We start from the raw sequence: 15,648 nt of genomic DNA on the forward strand, positions 1-15,648 counted from the left end.
CGCTCAGAACACGTCCGGGCACCAGGGCCGGCGGCCCGTGCGGAACACCGCGTCCGCCGTCGTCGCCGCACCCGGCCGCAGCTCCTCCACCCGGCCCAGGTCCACCAGCCGCCGCACGGACTCGTCGCCCAGGTACAGCGTGGACAGCTCCGCCACGTCCAGGGCGAGATCGGCGCTCCGGGTGGTGGGGGTGCAGCGTGCGCCGGAGTCCGATGCCTCCAGCAGGAAGCGGCCCCCGGCCAGCCCCGCGGCGTCCCGGACGTCGAGGACGAGCGAGGCCCCGACGGCGTAACTCCGGGCCTCCAGGGCGCGCGGCACGTCCAGCATCCGCAGCCACAGCCAGTCCACGTGGGTGACCATGCGGGCCGCACGCGGGTCGGGGAGCAGCAGCGGGAGCAGGTCGTCGGGGGCGCGGTAGCCCGAGCGGACCGTGGTGATCCAGTCGACCGAGCAGAGGTAGTGCCACAGAGCCCGCTCCGCTGCCGGGTTCAGCGCGATCATGTCCCGTACGGAAGCGGTGTTCAGCGGCTGCTTGGAGTCGCCCCACTTGTCGTCCACGCCGTACACCAGCAGGCCGTCGGCCTCGCCGTTCGCGGCGCGGTGCACGACGTAGAACGGCTCGGTCCACGTCTCGTGCTCCGCGCGGGGTGCGACGCCCGTACGCGTCCGCCACCAGCGCTCGCCCCGGCCGACGAAGCCGGGCTGCCGGGCCGCCAGCGCCGCGTGCACCTCGGGGCCGGTCTTTCGGACGTCGGCGCCGTCCACCAGCTCGATCCGGCCGCCGTCCGACGGCTGCCCGGAGCGGCGCGGGTCGAACCCGGCCCGGTGCACCGCGATCTCCCACTCGGCGGTCCAGGAGGCGGTGCCGAAGCCGTACCGCCCGTAGATCGGATACTCCGCGGCGATCAGCGAGGCGACCACCTCGCCGCGCTCCTTGGCCGCCGCCAGGTCCGTGGCCATCATCCGGCTGAGCAGTCCGCGGCGGCGGTGCGTGGGCGACACCGTCACCCCGGTGACCGCGTCGGCCGTCACGGTGGCCCCGCCGACCACGGTCAGCTGCTGGGCGAACGAGCGGAACGTCGCCACGCACCGCCCGTCGTCGAAGACGCCCTGCATACGGGAGAGGTCCGCGTCGCCGAAGCGGTCGGCGACCAGCTCCTCGCCCGGCTTCTCGGCGGTGGGGGTGAGGAAGCCGGTGCCCACCGCCTTCATCCAGTCGGCGGTCTCGGCGGGGGTGACGGGGCGGGCATCGAGGCTCATTCCTCCACGCTAAGCAGGCAGGGTTCAGAATGTCGCGCGAATTTCCCCGACCTCGGCCGCCCCGCCGAGCAGCGGCGAGCGTCCGATCCTGGCGACCACGGGGGCGTCCACGCCCAGCAGCTCCAGGGCCCGGGCGAGCACCGGGCCGAGCGCCCGGGCCGACCCGTCGTCGATCTTGAAGGCGAGGGCCCGCCCGTCGGCCAGGGCGACCGCCTGGACCGCCTCGGCGCCCATCTTGGAGAGCGTCCCGGGCACCTCGCGCATCAGCCACGTGTCGGGGCGCCGGGTGCCCGCGACGTACTCCGGGTGGGCGCGCATCGCGTCGGCGACCCGGCGCTCGGCGCTCCCCGGCTCCGCCCGCACGAAGGAGCGGAAGGCGCGGGCCAGACCGGTCAGCCCGATCGCCATCAGCGGAGCCCCGCAGCCGTCCGTGCCGACCGCCGCGACCGGCTCGCCCGCGGCTTCGGCGACGACCTGGCCGACGAGCTGCTGGAGGGGGTGGGCGGGGTCGAGGTAGGTGGCCGTGTCCCAGCCGTTGCGGACGCAGACGGCGAGCATCGCCGCGTGCTTGCCGGAGCAGTTCATCGTGATCCGCTCGCGTACGTTCCCGGCCGCGAGGTATGCCTCCGCCTCCACCGGGTCCAGCGGCAGGTCGGGCGGGGTCTGCAGGTCGGCGGGGCTCAGTCGGTGCTCGGCGAGCATCTTCCGCGCGAGGTCGAGGTGGAAGGGCTCCCCGGAGTGGCTCGCGGCGGCCAGCGCCAGCCGTTCGCCCGTCAGGCCGAGGCCGGCCCGCAGGATCGCGGCGGCCTGCATCGGCTTGTTGGAGGACCGGGGGAAGACCGGAGCCGCCGGATCGCCGATCGCCCGCTCCACGCTGCCGTCGGCGGCCAGCAGGACCAGCGACCCCCGGTGGTGGCCCTCGGTGAACCCGGAGCGCACGACCTCGGCCAGGACGGGCGGGGCGGCTGCCGGGACGGAGGATATGGCGGACGGGGCGGCGCTCGACGTCATGGGTGGCCTTCCGGGGACGGGGGTGCGGGACCCGCGCCCGGAAGGGTCGCTTCAGGCGAGCAGGTCGTCCACTTGTGCTTCCCCGTCACGGTACCTGCGGGCGATCTCCGCGCCGCAATCGTCGGCCCTGCGCTGGAGCTCGTGACGGCGCCGGGAGACCTGCTGTTCGTAGCGGACGAGCCGGCCCATCGCCGTGTGCAGTTCCTCGTCCGTCCGGGCGTCCAGGTCGGACAGCTCGACCTCGGCGAGGTTCTCGGCGGCGAGCTGCCGGAACTCGTCGCCGCGCGGCGTCGTCAGCGTGACGTGCCGGGCGGAGGAGCGGTGCCGGGACGGGGTGTCGGCCAGGATCTCCGAGAGCCGGCTCACCACCGCGGCGTCCTCCACCGGCGCCTCCGGATCCCGGCGGCGGGCCAGTTCGGCGCGGAGGATGTCGATCCGGCCCTGTACGAGCCGGCGTACGTAACTGAGATCGGCCTCGTCGCGCTGGGCCTCCCGGCGCAGCGTCCGCAGCTCCGGCAGCCGCAGCCCGCCGAACCCGGCGTCGCCGCCGGCCTGCTCCGGCACGGTGGCGGTGGCGGGCGTGGCGGGTGGCAGCACGGGACCCTGTCCCGGCAGACTGCGCTGTACGGGTGACCGCAGGGTGCCGGCGCGGTGACGTGCGCCCGGTACGGCACCGGGAGATTGTCCGGCTCCATATGTACTCATGCTGTTTTGTCCCCTCGACCGGTGCGTCGGCACACCGACATCGTGCATCGTGCCACCCCTGCCCGTGCCCCTGCTGACGTCTTGTACCCGTTCAGCCCAAGATAGGTTGGTCTGTATGCGTGCAGTGGTACAGAGAGTGGATGGTGCGAGCGTCTCCGTCGCCGGGGCGACGGACGACCCCTCGGCCCCCGGAGTCGTCGGGGAGATCGTCGGCGAGGGCCTGTGTGTACTGGTCGGGGTCACCCATGACGACACCCCGGGAAAGGCGGCGCAGCTGGCCCGCAAGCTCTGGTCGGTGCGCATCCTGGAGGGCGAGAAGTCCTGCTCCGATGTGAACGCGCCCCTCCTGGTGATTTCTCAGTTCACTCTCTACGGGGACGCCCGCAAGGGCCGCCGTCCCACCTGGAACGCCGCCGCGCCGGGCGAGGTCGCCGAGCCGCTGGTGGACGAGGTGGTGGCACAGCTGCGGGCGCTGGGGGCGCAGGTGGAGACGGGCCGGTTCGGAGCGGACATGCGCGTCTCGCTCACGAACCACGGCCCGTTCACGGTGATCATCGAGGTGTAGCCGTACGGGGAGTGCCTACGGCTCGACGACCGTCTCCTGGGCGGCCGCCGTGTCCCCGGCGATCAGCTCCGCGTCGACGGCCACGTTCCGCTTGACCAGGGCCAGGGCGATCGGGCCCAGCTCGTGGTGGCGGGCGGAGGTGGTGATGAAGCCGAGCTGGCGGCCCTCCTGGCCGTCGGCGGCCAGCCGTACCGGCGTGCCGTGGCCGGGCAGGTGCACCTCGCTGCCGTCCAGGTGCAGGAAGACGAGCCGGCGCGGCGGCTTCCCCAGGTTGTGGACGCGGGCCACGGTCTCCTGGCCCCGGTAGCAGCCCTTCTGGAGGTGGACGGCGGTGCCGATCCAGCCCAGCTCGTGCGGGATGGTGCGGTGGTCCGTCTCGAAGCCGACGCGCGGCCGGTGCCCCTCGACGCGCAGCGCCTCGTACGCCAGGATCCCGGCGGCGGGCCCGTGGGCGGCGGCGAACGCCTCCAGATCCTCGCGCGGCAGGAACAGGTCCCGGCCCTGCGGGGTCTCCCGTACGGACACCCCGTCCGGGGCCTGGGCGATGGAGCCGGCCGGGAGGTGGACGACGGCGATCTCCGGGGTGCGGTCGGCGACCTCGACCCGGTAGAAGAACTTCATCGACTCCAGGTAGGCGATCAGATCGGCCTGGGTGTCGGGTTCGACGTGCATCCACACCGTGGTGCCGTCGTCCACCAGATACATCGCGTGCTCGATGTGCCCGTTGGCGGAGAGGATGAGGGCCTCGGTGGCCTGGTGCGGGGCGAGATCGCTGACGTGCTGGGTGAGCAGCAGGTGCAGCCAGCTCAGCCGGTCGTCGCCGGTGACGGTGACGACGCCCCGGTGGGAGAGGTCGACGAAGCCGTTGCCGTCGGCGAGGGCGCGTTGCTCGCGGAACAGGTCGCCGTAGTGCGCGGCGACACCTTCGTCGCGGCCTTCGGCGGGGACGGCGCCGGGCAGGGACAGCAGGGGGCTCTTCATGCGCCCAGCCTACGACTTGGCGGAGGCGTCCTTCGCGGCGTCCCGCGCCGTCGCCTTCGCCGCCGTGCAGTCCGCGCAGCGGCCGAAGATGGCGAAGTGCTTCATGTCGGTGTCGAAGCCGAAGTCGGCGCGCAGCTTCTGCGTGAACTCGGCGACGACGGAGAGGTCCGCCTCGATGACGTCCTTGCAGTCCCGGCAGACCAGGTGGATGTGGTGGTGCCGGTCGGCGAGGTGGTACGACGGGGCGCCGTGGCCGAGATGCGTGTGGCTGACCAGACCGAGCTCCTCCAGGAGCTCCAGGGTCCGGTACACGGTGGAGATGTTCACGCCGGACGCCGTCTTGCGCACCTCGCACAGGATGTCGTCCGGAGTGCCGTGCTCCAGGGCGTCGACCGCCTCCAGGACGAGCTGCCGCTGGGGCGTCAGCCGGTAGCCGCGCTGCCGAAGATCGGTCTTCCAGTCGGTGGTCACCACACGCCCAGTCTAGGGCGTGTGGTCAAACCCCGGCCGGTCCCGCGTCCGGGCGCTTGCGGCTCTATTTGAAGAACGCGATGCCGTCGTCCGGCATGTCCTCGAGGTTCCGCGCCATCTCGGCGACCTCCTCGGGGGTGACGACCTTCTTCAGGTGCGCCGACATGTACGGGCGCAGCTCGACCTCGGGGGTGGCCTTCTCGCCGACCCACATGAGGTCGCTCTTGACGTACCCGTAGAGCCGCTTGCCACCGCTGTACGGGCCGGAGGCCGCCGTGCGGGCGACCGCGTCGGTGACCAGGTCGATCTGCGGCTTCTGGTCGGCCAGCTCGCCGTACCAGATCTCGATGACGCCCTGGTCGCGGGACATGACGACCTCGACCTTGCGGTCCTTGTCGATGCGCCAGTAGCCGCTCTCGGTCTCCAGCGGCCGGACCTGCCTGCCCTCTTCGTCCAGGACCCAGGTGTGGGAGACGTACTCCAGGAAGTCCCGGCCGTCGTGGCTGAAGGTGACTTCCTGGCCGAAATTGCACTTCTCGGCGCCCGGGAAGTCGGACACGCCCGCGCCCGCCCAGTTGCCGAGGAGGAAGGCCAGCGGGACGAGGTCCGGATGGAGGTCGGACGGAATCTCGATCATGAGCGGCTCAGACGATCTGTGAGGGTGCGGGGTGGGCGGGGAACCGTTGCGCGTCGAGGGTCAGCGCTGGCCCTGGTACAGCTTCTTCACGGTGATCGCGGCGAAGGCGGTGACGCCCACGCAGACCAGGACCAGCAGGGCGGTGAAGAATGCCTCAAGCACAGGGGGCTCCTCGTGACGAGCGGTTGGCGGCGGCGACGTGGCCGGGCCCCCAGCCTAATGGGTGGGGGCCCGGTCTTCTCGCTCAGGTGCCGGTCGCGGGCCGCGCCCGCGCGCGCCCTCAGGCGAGCAGCTGGTTCTGCAGGATCAGCGTCTGCTGGAAGGGGATGCGGGCCGTCTGCCGCTTTCCGGGACGCTCGTGCACGACCAGGGCCACCGTGTCCCCCGCCAGGGTGTACGCCTGCCGGACGTGCTCGGCCCCGAAGGGCGCCTGCTCGGCGAAGACGAACGAGGACAGGTTCTCGATGTCGTCGGCCGAGCCCCAGGCGGGGTCGAGGTCGGTGGTGTCCGTACGGGCCAGGGGCGTACCGGCCGACGACCCCACTTCCAGGTCGTCGATCATGCGACTCGCGAACGCCGTCGAGTTGAACCGCACCAGGTAGATCCGGGACGTCGTGCCGTCCGGCATGGTCCAGCCGCGGGCCGCGATGTGGCGCGGGGCCGCGTCCTTCAGGAGCTGGGCCACCGACCGCCGGTCCTGCTCCCGGTAGGCGTCGAGGAAGGTCTCCGTGGAGATCCAGCCGCCGGTCAGCTTCTTGTCGGGCTTCGCTCCGGCGGGGGCCGGAAGGAGCAGTTCGCGCAGGTCGGCGTGGTGGATCTCGGCCGGGTTGCCGGGCGAGAACGGCCGGGGCGAGCCGGCCGGGAGCGCGGGCAGGGACAGTTCCGGGTAGTCCCAGCGGCCGTCGCCCTCGGTGGCGAGCCCGGGGACGTCGGTGCGCTCCAGCGAGGCGATCCCGAAGGCCGTACCGGTGCCGAGCACTCCGAACGCCAGCGCGGCGGCCGTCCACCGCGCCACGGCCCGCAGCACCCGCCGGGGCGGCTTGGACGCCGCGTCGGCCGCGACGGGCACCCCGGGCGGGGCGACGGGGACCCCGGGCCGGGCCTCGGGCAGCGGGGGCGCGCCCTCGGGCACCGGGTGCGGGGCGGGCGGGACGGCCTCCAAAGGCGCGACAGGCGCCTCCGGCTCCTCGGGTGTCACTCCCGCCCCAGGGGTCACCGTCTGCTCGCTCATATGTACTCCCCCGGGGACGCGATGTGGTCGAGCTGGTCCTTCACCAGGTCCCCGACCTCGGACGGGCTGAACGGCTTGCTGCCGCTCGCTTCGACGGAGACCGAGACCTCACCCTCGTAGGCGATGCAGAGGACACCGTCGAGGGTGTCCTTGTCGCCCTTGGGCAGCCGGTAGCAGGCGGCCTTCTTGTGGCCCTCGATCGACGGCCCCCTGCGGAGCTCGTCGACGCCGTCCAGCAGCTCCTTGCGGTCGGCGTGGTTCCGGTGGACCGCCCGCTTGTCCCGCATCTTCACGACCTCGACGTTCACCAGGAGGTCGTTGGAGTCCGCGAGGTACGAGCGCTTCGCGATGCCCTGGATGCGCAGCTTGTCGACGAACTTGTTCAGCTCCCGGCGCTCCTTGCCCGCCAGGCCGCGTCCCATCTCCTTCATCGCCGCCGAGGCCTTGGCGCCGCTCGTCTCGCTGTCGTTGCCGAGATCGCCGATGTCCGGGCCGAGGCGGTACCCCTTCGGCACCGGGAGCAGCAGCTCGGCCAGCTCGGTGTCGTGGCGGCCGCGGGACGGATCGCCCGCCGGGTCCTTGCCCTTCGGTACGTGGTCCTCGTCCCAGATCGTGGTCGTGACCGTCCGGTCGGCGGCGTCCACGGTGTTCTTCGTGTAACCGGCCGCGCCGCCGATCGCGCCGAGCACCAGGACGACGGGCAGCGCGGTCAGCACCACCCGGCGCACCCGGTGTCCCCGGTGTCCCCCGTCGGGGGCGGGCTCGGTCGCGGGGTCGGCCACCGGCTGGGTCACGGGGTTCGTGTCGTCGTCGGTCACAGACGCTCCAACTGTCGCTCGGCCAGCGTCCGGATGTCCTTCTTGCTGATCGGGGAGGTGTCGAAAATGCTGATGTCGAGGGCGATGTCGCCGCGTACGGCGAGGGCCCTGGCCCGGTAGGACGGGAGGTATCCGGCCTTCCGCTCGACCGGGTAGAGGAAGTACCGGCCCTCGCGGCTGCCCTTGATCGCGTCGCCCGTGTTGCCCGCGCCGTCCTTGTCCCACGGCATATACATGATCTGGTCGTCGAACTGCTCCGACGCCCCGTGCTGATCGCCGGACCGGAACTGGAGCAGCCAGACCTCGGTCTCCCGGTGCCGCCCCTGCTCCCAGGCGACCGAGGCGACCCGGCGCAGGTCGAGCCCGGCCAGCGACTCGAACATGTAGTGCGGATCTTCGTAGTACCTCTCGACGTACTGGTCGAGCGGCTCCCAGCCGTCACCGAGGCCCAGTTCGTCGATGAGCGTCTTCCGTGTGCCCTTGGGCCGGTCGATGAGCAGCTTGCGCAGGTCTCCGTCCGTCTTGACCCGCCGGTCCTGCGCGGCGGGCAGCGGGGCCGGGGCCCGGTCGGCGGAGAGCGGCTTCCCTGGGTAGCCGACGCCGGGCTGCGACAGGGCGGCCGGCGGCGTCGGCTTCCGCTCCGCCTGGACGCCGTAGCCCACGGCGACCCCGCCCACGATCCCGAGCAGTGCCGCGGCCGCGATGATCAGCGTCGTACGGCCGCGCGGCCGCCGGCGGGCGGGCGGGGCGGGCGGCTCGACAGGCCCACCGGCGCCGGGCGGCTCAGCGAGCTCACCTGGGCCGGGCCGCGCGGCAGGAATAGTGTCGTTCGGTTCCAAAAGGGGTCCCCCCAAGAGACCTGAAGCGCGGGTTCCCTTACCTGCGCGCACAAGTGACCCTCAGGGAGGCAGGGAGGTTGTCTCCCTGACGATTACAGTTCGGCATATGCCGAAGAAGCTTGTGATCAAGGTGACCGCCGGACCCGAGGCCGCCGAGCGCTGTTCGCAGGCCTTCACCGTGGCGGCCGTGGGCGTCGCCAGCGGGGTGGAGGTCTCGCTCTGGCTGACCGGGGAGTCCTCGTGGTTCGCGCTGCCGGGCCGGGCCGCCGAGTTCGAGCTGCCGCACGCCGCCCCCCTGCCCGACCTGCTGGACTCGATCCTGGCCGGCGGCCGGATCACCCTGTGCACCCAGTGCGCGGCGCGGCGCGACATCACGGAGAAGGACGTGCTGGAGGGCGTACGCATCGCGGGTGCGCAGGTGTTCGTGCAGGAGGCCATGGCCGACGACACGCAGGCGCTCGTCTACTGACAGCTCAGCGCCGCTTCTTGCCGTCCAGCTCGTCCCACCACTCGTCGGACTCCGGGTCGCCGGAGGGGTCGTCCCACCAACGGTCCTCCGGTCCCCGCCGGTTGGCGGTCATCGCGGCGATCGGCGGGATCACCATGGCGAGGACGCACATGGCGATGGCGGCGGGCATGGACCACAGGCGCACCACGGACCAGGCGGACACGAAGAGCACGAGGCATCCGCCCATCATCAGGAAGTAGTTCCTCCTGCGTCGGGCGTACATGGTTCCAGCCTAGGACTCCGGCCGCCGGACGGCACGAAGGGCCGCACCCCGCGTCAGGTGGCGTCCAACCCCCTGGGGTGCGGCCCTTCGGCCGTTCGGTGTGCCGTGGGAGACGGCGTACCGCGGATCCGGTGAGGGATCAGACGGCGATGGCGACCTCGGAGAGTCCGCCGGTCTGCGCGACGACCGTGCGGTCGGCGCTGCCGCCCGGAACCAGGGCGCGGAGCGTCCAGGTGCCCTCGGCGGCGTAGAACCGGAACTGTCCGGTCGCCGAGGTCGGGACCTCGGCGGTGAACTCGCCGGTCGAGTCCAGGAGGCGCACGTAGCCGGTGACGGGCTCGCCGTCGCGGGTCACGCTGCCCTGGATGGTGGTCTCACCGGGCTTGATCGTCGAAGCGTCGGGGCCACCGGCCTGTGCTCCACACATGGTTCTGTCCTTCGGGTCGTCGTGGTGCTGGTCGGTGGGTTACTTGTTGGCGCCGAGCTCGATCGGCACGCCGACGAGGGAGCCGTACTCGGTCCAGGAACCGTCGTAGTTCTTGACGTTCTCCTGGCCGAGCAGCTCGTGGAGCACGAACCAGGTGAGCGCGGAGCGCTCACCGATGCGGCAGTAGGCGATGGTGTCCTTCGACAGGTCGACCTGCTCGGCCTCGTAGAGGGCCTTCAGCTCGTCGTCCGACTTGAAGGTGCCGTCGTCGTTGGCGTTCTTCGACCACGGGATGTTGCGGGCGCTCGGCACGTGGCCGGGGCGCTGCGACTGCTCCTGCGGGAGGTGGGCCGGGGCCAGCAGCTTGCCGCTGAACTCGTCGGGCGAGCGCACGTCGACCAGGTTCTGGTTGCCGATGGCCTTGACGACGTCGTCGCGGTAGGCGCGGATCGACTCGTCCTGCGGCTTGGCCGTGTACTGGGTGGCCGGGCGCGTGGGGACGGCGTCGGTCAGGTCTCGGGAGTCCAGCTCCCACTTCTTGCGGCCGCCGTCGAGGAGCTTGACGTTCTCGTGGCCGTACAGCTTGAAGTACCAGTAGGCGTACGAGGCGAACCAGTTGTTGTTGCCGCCGTAGAGGACGACCAGCGTGTCGTTGGCGATGCCCTTCTCGCTGAGCAGCTTCTCGAAGCCGGCCTGGTCGACGAAGTCACGGCGGACCGGGTCCTGGAGGTCCTTGGTCCAGTCGATCCGGATCGCGTTCTTGATGTGGTTCTTCTCGTACGCCGAGGTGTCCTCGTCCACCTCGACGATCGCGACCTGCGGGTCGTCGATGTGGGCCTCGACCCAGTCGGCGTCTACCAGGACGTCGCTGCGGCTCATGTTGTTCTCCTCCGGGGCAGTCTGCGGCGGGGTGGTGCGAGATGCGGAGTTGCTGGGTGCGGGTGTACACGCGGAGGCACGGAACGCGGCGCGTACGGGGCACGGGGCCGGCCCTGGTGACGGTCGAGGGGCGACGGTCGGAGGGCCGGGGGAAGCGGGGCGGCTGCGGCGGTGCGAGCGTCCCGCTCAGAAGGTGCGACAGAGCATGGCGGCGACGCGGCACAGGTCTACTGCCCGCCGCTTCGTGAGATCCGCCTGTCGCTTCATGCGTCCGATCGTAGGGAGGTACGGACGGAGATGTCACCGTCGTGTCGCATGGTGAGACACGATCATCCGTGATGCGAGACGGAAGAGCGGCGATCCGTCCCGGGATCCGCCGCCGGGACCCCCGGGCCTTCCCCGCATCTGCGGACCGGACGCGGGCGTCTCACCATCCGGATCGAGGGGTGGATCAGCCGGTCGGGGCGGCGTCGGAGCCGATCAGCCGGCCGGCCCGTCAGCCGGTCAGGGAGACGTCCGAGCCGGTCACCGAGATCTCCAGGCCCTTCTCGGTCACCTTGACGTCCTGGAGCTCCAGCCCCTCGGGCAGCCCGTCGATGTCGCCCTCGAAGTCGGTCCTGCTGCGGACCAGGTCCTCGACCCCGGGGATCCCCGAGCCCGGCACCTCGTCCGCGCGCACCTTGATCGTGTGGCCGTCGACGCGGGTCACGGTGGACAGCACGCTGCGCGAGATCGGCCGGCCGAGGATCTCGACCGTGCCGGTGACCTTCGCCTTGCCCTTGCCGCCGTACTCCACGACGACGCCGTCGCTGGCGACTGCCGTGAGGTCCTCGTAGGTGACGAGCGCGGTGCCGGCGGCGCGGGTGGCGGTCGCGCTGCGGTAGCCGGAGCCGAGCTTCACGTCGTGGAGCCGGGCCCGGACCTCGCTGACCCGGACCGTGCGGCCCGCGGCGCTGGTCTGCATCCCGGTGAGGTTGACGTCGACCCGGTCCAGCCGCGATCCGGCGAGCTGGGTGAGGAAGGGGAAGCCCTTGATCGAGATCTCCGTCGTGGCGGGGCCGCCCCCGCTGATCGTGACCCGGTCCTCGGCCTCGGACTCGGCGTACCAGACGGCCGCGCGGTCGACGGCGAGGAAGAGGCCGCCGAGCACCACCACCAGAACCAGCAGTATTCGCAGTGCGCGCATGTCTCGATTCCCCACCCTGAGCCGATCGGTCCCCCTGGCGCCCATGAGCCTACTGCGCCAGGAGTGGACGCCCTGGATGATCGACGACCGACGGCCCCCCGGTGGTTCCCGAGGGGCCGTCAGCAGCCGTCCGCAGCAGTGGCCGGCGGTCAGAGAAGGGCGCGGCCGACCACGTAGACGGCCGGGGCCGCCAGGGTCAGCGGGAGCGCCACCCCGGCGGTCATGTGCACGAACCGCGAGGGGTAGTCGTAGCTCGCCACGCGCAGCCCGATGAGCGCGCAGCCGGCCGCCGCGAGACCGAGCAGCGCGCCCTGCGGCCCGATGCCGGTCGTGTTGCCGAAGACGAGGCCCGCGCCCACCCCCGTGAGCAGCGCCAACGCGAGGGAGGCCGCGCCGGGCAGCGGAAGGGCGCGGACGAGTGCGGCCGCCGCGACGGCCGCCCCGCCGACGACCACCGCGTCCGGGGCCGCCGCGAGGTGTCCGCCCGCGAGCACCGCGAGGGACGCGGAGACGACGGTGGCCATCAGGCCGTACATCCGCTCGTCGGCTCCCGCGTGGCTGCGGAGCTGGAGGACCACGGTGAGCAGCACCCAGACGCCGAGGGTGCCCAGCAGCGCGGCGGGGCCGTGCTCCCGGCCCGCCGCGAGCAGGGCGACATCGGCGACCAGGCCCCCGGCGAAGGCGAGCGCGATGCCCTGGCGGGCGGGCCACATGCCGTTGAGCCGGAACCAGCCGGCGGCGGTCACCGCCTGGAGGAGCACCACCGGGACGAGCAGGGCGTACGTCCCGATCGCCGCGCCGCCCGCGAGCAGCAGGCCGAGCGCGGCGGTGAGCGCGGCGGGCTGCATCCCCGGCGCGATGATCGGCGAGCGCCCCTCGGCGCGGGCCCGCTGGGCATCGGTGATCCGGGCGTTGCCGAGCGTCGTGGGCGCGCTGTAACCGGTGTCGCCGGGACCCGGCTGCGCGGTGGCGGGCGCGGTCACCGGTTCGGACACGGGAGCAGGTGCGGGAGTGGCCGGTGCGGCGGGCGCGGCCGGGACCTCGGGCGGCAGCGGGTAGGAGCCCGAGGCCCCCTGGGGCGGCAGGTAGGCGGTGTCGGCGGCCGGGTGGGGGTACGCCTGCTGCTGGTGCTGTCCCGGGTACGGCTGCTGGTACGGAGGGTGCGGCTGAGGCGTCCCGTACGGATCGGGCGCGGGCTGCTGCTGTCCGTAGGTGTGGGGCTGGGGCCGCGTGTGGGGCTGGGGCTGCTGCCCGTACGGCTCCGACTGCTGCGGCTGCTGCTGGCCGTACCCGTGGCCCTGGCCGTAACCGTACCCCTGGCCCTGGCCCTGCCCCGGGTCCCCCTCCGGGCGGATCGCCGGCTGGTACTGCGTGTCCCAGGTCGGCGCCTGCCACGTCTGCGTGCCGCCCTGGTCGAAGGCGGCCGGGTCCTGGGGGCCGCCGTGCTGCCCGGCCGTGCCGTCGGGCCACTGCGGCGGCACGGGCCGCCGCGGGTGCTCGGGGTCGTACGGATACGGGTACTGCTGATCGCTGCTGCTCATGGCCTGCGGTTCACCCTCCTGCGAACGGCGGGAGCACCTCGACCGTGCCGCCCTCGGCAAGGCGTACGGTCTCATGCTCGCGGGTCCCCACGGGGTCCCCGTCGACGAGGAACGAGCACCGCCGGAGCACCTGGCTCAGCTCGCCGGGGTGCCTCTCGCGCACCGCGTCGAGCGCCTCGGCGAGGGTCGCCGCCGCGTACGGCTCCTCCGCGGTGCCCGCGGCGGCCTTCGCCGCAGCCCAGTAGCGGATCGTTCCCGCTGCCATGGCGCCACTCCTTCGGTCGGTTCGTCGGACGCCTCGTGCGTCAGCTCTCCATGATGGGTCACGCGGGCGGTGCGACCGTCGCCCAGTCGGCGATGCGGGCCAGGAGGGCGTCGTCCGCCGCGTTCTCGGCGTGGCCCATCCCCCGCTCCACCCACAGCTCCGCGCCGCCGGGGCCGGCCGCCTCCGCCAGCATCCTGGGGTGGTCCAGCGGGAAGTAGGGGTCCCGGTCGCCGTGCACGAGCAGCAGCGGGGCCGGGGCGATGAGCGGGACCGAGGCGACCGGGGAGAGCGGGACGGGGTCCCAGTCCTCGGTCGCGATCCGGGTACGGAAGCCGTAGCGGCCGACGAGGCGGCCCGAGGGGCGGGTGACCACCCAGTGCAGCCGGCGCATCGGGGCCGTCCCCCGGTAGTACCAACGGGCGGGCGCACTGACGGAGACCACCGCGTCCGAGTGCGCCTCTGTGCGCCGTATGCGCCCCTCGCGCTCCGGCACGCGAACGGGTGTACCCCCGGCCTCGGATTCCGCGCCTTTGGCGACGGGGTCCGCCGTATACAGAGCGCCGTGCCGGAGCACCACCGAGCCGCCCATCGAGAACCCGACCGTCACCACCCGGGTATGCCCGAGCTGCCGCGCCCAGGCCACCGCCGCCGCCAGGTCGAGCACCTCGCGGTCGCCCACCGTGGAGCGACCGCCGGACCGCCCGTGGCCCCGGAACGAGAACGTGATCACGGCCGCACGCTGGGCGAACACCCGGGCGGCACGGCGTACGGCGGGGCGGTCGGCCGACCCGGTGAACCCGTGCGCCACGACGATCGCGGGGGTCGTCGCCGGGGTCGCGGCAAGGGCCCCGGCGACCCGGTCGCCCGGCGCTCCGAAGCCCGCCGTACACGGCTCGTACACCGCTTCGACCGGCACGCCGTCATCCGTCAGCAATGTGGCGAATCGTGGGGGCGGCGTGAGCAAGGGAACAGAGGAACCCCGGAATCGACCCTCGGACACGGAACTCATGTGGGCTATTCTGCTGCGAAGAGGATCCGGGCAATGCAGCCCCCGGGTCCTTTTGTGCTTTACGAGCGTTGTTACGGCGACGTTTCCACAAGCTCAGCGGTCCCCGGGGCGCGGGACCGCACGCCATACCCGCTTGACGTACGAAGCAGTGCCGCATACTCCCCCGGGTCCGACCCGGGAGTGCCCCTCTCGCAGGGAACGAGGAGGACCGACGTAATGGGCGAGCGAACCGTGCAACACGATCGACCGAACCAGGCAGGTGGGCGGCGATGAGTTCACTCCTGCTTCTCACGAACGCACTCCAACCGTCGACGGAGGTGCTCCCCGCGCTGGGGCTGCTGCTCCACAGCGTGCGGGTGGCTCCGGCCGAGGGCCCGGCCCTCGTGGACACCCCGGGCGCCGACGTGATCCTCGTCGACGGCCGGCGGGACCTTCCGCAGGTCCGCTCGCTCTGTCAGCTGCTGCGGTCCACGGGGCCCGGCTGTCCGCTGATCCTCGTCGTCACCGAGGGCGGCCTCGCGGCCGTCACCGCCGACTGGGGCGTGGACGACGTCCTGCTGGACACGGCGGGGCCGGCGGAGGTCGAGGCGCGGCTGCGCCTGGCCATGGGCCGCCAGCAGATCACCTCCGACGACTCCCCGATGGAGATCCGCAACGGTGATCTCTCCGTCGACGAGGCGACGTACAGCGCGAAACTCAAGGGCCGGGTCCTGGACCTGACCTTCAAGGAGTTCGAACTGCTGAAATACCTCGCCCAGCACCCGGGCCGGGTGTTCACCCGCGCCCAGCTCCTGCAGGAGGTCTGGGGGTACGACTACTTCGGTGGTACGCGGACGGTCGACGTCCACGTACGGCGGCTGCGCGCCAAGCTCGGACCCGAGCACGAGTCGCTGATCGGGACCGTCCGCAACGTCGGCTACCGCTTCGTCGTGCCGGAGAAGGTCGAGCGCGCGGCGGAGGAGGCGAAGGACCGGGCCGCCGCCCGGCAGAAGCCGGACGGCACCGTCGCCCGATCGGAGCAGTCCTCTTCGGCCACGGCGGAGGAAGAAGCCCCGGTCCGGGCTGCCAAGGGATAGGTCCATCCGCGTAGAC

The 15,648-nt window shown here is 72.4% G+C and carries 20 protein-coding genes; 3 read left to right on the forward strand and 17 right to left on the reverse strand.

Annotation, left to right across the window (positions count from 1 at the left end):
* Positions 1 to 3 precede the first annotated feature (3 nt).
* The 3 genes from RNL97_RS14885 to RNL97_RS14895 are packed head-to-tail and all read right to left on the reverse strand — an operon-like array spanning position 4 to position 2,976.
* Complete coding sequence (locus RNL97_RS14885; RefSeq protein ID WP_030582009.1) at positions 4 to 1,260, reverse strand: GNAT family N-acetyltransferase; 1,257 nt, start codon at positions 1,258 to 1,260, stop codon at positions 4 to 6.
* Positions 1,261 to 1,284: 24 nt separating this feature from the next.
* Positions 1,285 to 2,271, reverse strand: a complete 987-nt coding sequence (locus tag RNL97_RS14890; RefSeq protein WP_243314317.1) for an asparaginase — start codon at positions 2,269 to 2,271, stop codon at positions 1,285 to 1,287.
* Between the two features lie 51 nt (positions 2,272 to 2,322).
* On the reverse strand, positions 2,323 to 2,976 hold the full coding sequence (locus tag RNL97_RS14895; protein ID WP_030582015.1) for an RsiG family protein: 654 nt from the start codon (positions 2,974 to 2,976) through the stop codon (positions 2,323 to 2,325).
* A gap of 115 nt (positions 2,977 to 3,091) precedes the next feature.
* On the opposite strand from RNL97_RS14895, the gene dtd reads away from it, so the two are divergent.
* Positions 3,092 to 3,541, forward strand: a complete 450-nt coding sequence (gene dtd, locus RNL97_RS14900; protein ID WP_030582018.1) for a D-aminoacyl-tRNA deacylase — start codon at positions 3,092 to 3,094, stop codon at positions 3,539 to 3,541.
* A gap of 15 nt (positions 3,542 to 3,556) precedes the next feature.
* On the opposite strand, the gene ygfZ is transcribed toward dtd, so the two are convergent.
* From ygfZ to RNL97_RS14930, 6 genes are all read right to left on the reverse strand, one after another.
* On the reverse strand, positions 3,557 to 4,522 hold the full coding sequence (gene ygfZ / locus RNL97_RS14905) for a CAF17-like 4Fe-4S cluster assembly/insertion protein YgfZ (RefSeq protein WP_243314318.1): 966 nt from the start codon (positions 4,520 to 4,522) through the stop codon (positions 3,557 to 3,559).
* A 9-nt stretch (positions 4,523 to 4,531) separates the two neighbouring features.
* Entirely contained in the window at positions 4,532 to 4,996 is a 465-nt protein-coding gene (locus RNL97_RS14910; RefSeq protein ID WP_030582024.1) for a Fur family transcriptional regulator, read from the reverse strand.
* 61 nt (positions 4,997 to 5,057) lie between these two features.
* Positions 5,058 to 5,630, reverse strand: a complete 573-nt coding sequence (locus RNL97_RS14915) for a heme-binding beta-barrel domain-containing protein (protein WP_030582028.1) — start codon at positions 5,628 to 5,630, stop codon at positions 5,058 to 5,060.
* A gap of 280 nt (positions 5,631 to 5,910) precedes the next feature.
* Positions 5,911 to 6,861 (reverse strand): hypothetical protein, encoded by a 951-nt coding sequence (locus RNL97_RS14920; protein ID WP_030582030.1) that lies wholly within the window; start codon positions 6,859 to 6,861, stop codon positions 5,911 to 5,913.
* Positions 6,858 to 7,679, reverse strand: a complete 822-nt coding sequence (locus tag RNL97_RS14925) for a hypothetical protein (RefSeq protein ID WP_243314319.1) — start codon at positions 7,677 to 7,679, stop codon at positions 6,858 to 6,860. The genes RNL97_RS14920 and RNL97_RS14925 overlap by 4 nt, the downstream gene beginning before the upstream one ends.
* Positions 7,676 to 8,518, reverse strand: coding sequence for a hypothetical protein (locus tag RNL97_RS14930; RefSeq protein WP_374115131.1), 843 nt, complete (start codon positions 8,516 to 8,518; stop codon positions 7,676 to 7,678). Before RNL97_RS14930 ends, RNL97_RS14925 begins: the two co-directional genes overlap by 4 nt.
* 106 nt (positions 8,519 to 8,624) lie before the next feature.
* Here RNL97_RS14930 and RNL97_RS14935 point away from each other — a divergent pair, with 106 nt between their 5' ends.
* Complete coding sequence (locus RNL97_RS14935) at positions 8,625 to 8,987, forward strand: DsrE family protein (RefSeq protein ID WP_093807666.1); 363 nt, start codon at positions 8,625 to 8,627, stop codon at positions 8,985 to 8,987.
* A gap of 4 nt (positions 8,988 to 8,991) precedes the next feature.
* On the opposite strand, the gene RNL97_RS14940 is transcribed toward RNL97_RS14935, so the two are convergent.
* From RNL97_RS14940 to RNL97_RS14970, 8 genes are all read right to left on the reverse strand, one after another.
* Complete coding sequence (locus RNL97_RS14940; protein ID WP_313750784.1) at positions 8,992 to 9,249, reverse strand: DUF3099 domain-containing protein; 258 nt, start codon at positions 9,247 to 9,249, stop codon at positions 8,992 to 8,994.
* Between the two features lie 139 nt (positions 9,250 to 9,388).
* Positions 9,389 to 9,676: a DUF1416 domain-containing protein gene (locus RNL97_RS14945; protein WP_003968135.1), complete on the reverse strand. Its 288-nt coding sequence runs from the start codon at positions 9,674 to 9,676 to the stop codon at positions 9,389 to 9,391.
* Between the two features lie 39 nt (positions 9,677 to 9,715).
* A complete protein-coding gene (locus RNL97_RS14950; protein WP_030582040.1) occupies positions 9,716 to 10,555 on the reverse strand; it encodes a sulfurtransferase in 840 nt (279 codons plus the stop codon).
* A gap of 186 nt (positions 10,556 to 10,741) precedes the next feature.
* The gene (locus RNL97_RS33105; RefSeq protein ID WP_350310325.1) at positions 10,742 to 10,822 is read right to left on the reverse strand and encodes a putative leader peptide; all 81 of its coding nucleotides are present in this window, start codon (positions 10,820 to 10,822) and stop codon (positions 10,742 to 10,744) included.
* Positions 10,823 to 11,051: 229 nt separating this feature from the next.
* On the reverse strand, positions 11,052 to 11,741 hold the full coding sequence (locus RNL97_RS14955; protein ID WP_030582043.1) for an LmeA family phospholipid-binding protein: 690 nt from the start codon (positions 11,739 to 11,741) through the stop codon (positions 11,052 to 11,054).
* Between the two features lie 149 nt (positions 11,742 to 11,890).
* Positions 11,891 to 13,282, reverse strand: a complete 1,392-nt coding sequence (locus RNL97_RS14960) for a hypothetical protein (protein ID WP_313750785.1) — start codon at positions 13,280 to 13,282, stop codon at positions 11,891 to 11,893.
* 10 nt (positions 13,283 to 13,292) lie between these two features.
* A complete protein-coding gene (locus RNL97_RS14965; RefSeq protein ID WP_006125697.1) occupies positions 13,293 to 13,547 on the reverse strand; it encodes a MoaD/ThiS family protein in 255 nt (84 codons plus the stop codon).
* A gap of 58 nt (positions 13,548 to 13,605) precedes the next feature.
* Positions 13,606 to 14,556, reverse strand: a complete 951-nt coding sequence (locus RNL97_RS14970; protein WP_234313389.1) for an alpha/beta hydrolase — start codon at positions 14,554 to 14,556, stop codon at positions 13,606 to 13,608.
* A 269-nt stretch (positions 14,557 to 14,825) separates the two neighbouring features.
* Between RNL97_RS14970 and RNL97_RS14975 the strand changes: the two genes are divergently transcribed.
* Positions 14,826 to 15,632 (forward strand): response regulator transcription factor, encoded by an 807-nt coding sequence (locus tag RNL97_RS14975; protein WP_030582052.1) that lies wholly within the window; start codon positions 14,826 to 14,828, stop codon positions 15,630 to 15,632.
* Positions 15,633 to 15,648 lie beyond the last annotated feature (16 nt).

The sequence above is a fragment of the Streptomyces parvus genome, assembly GCF_032121415.1.
GTDB classification, from domain to species: Bacteria; Actinomycetota; Actinomycetes; order Streptomycetales; family Streptomycetaceae; genus Streptomyces; species Streptomyces globisporus_A.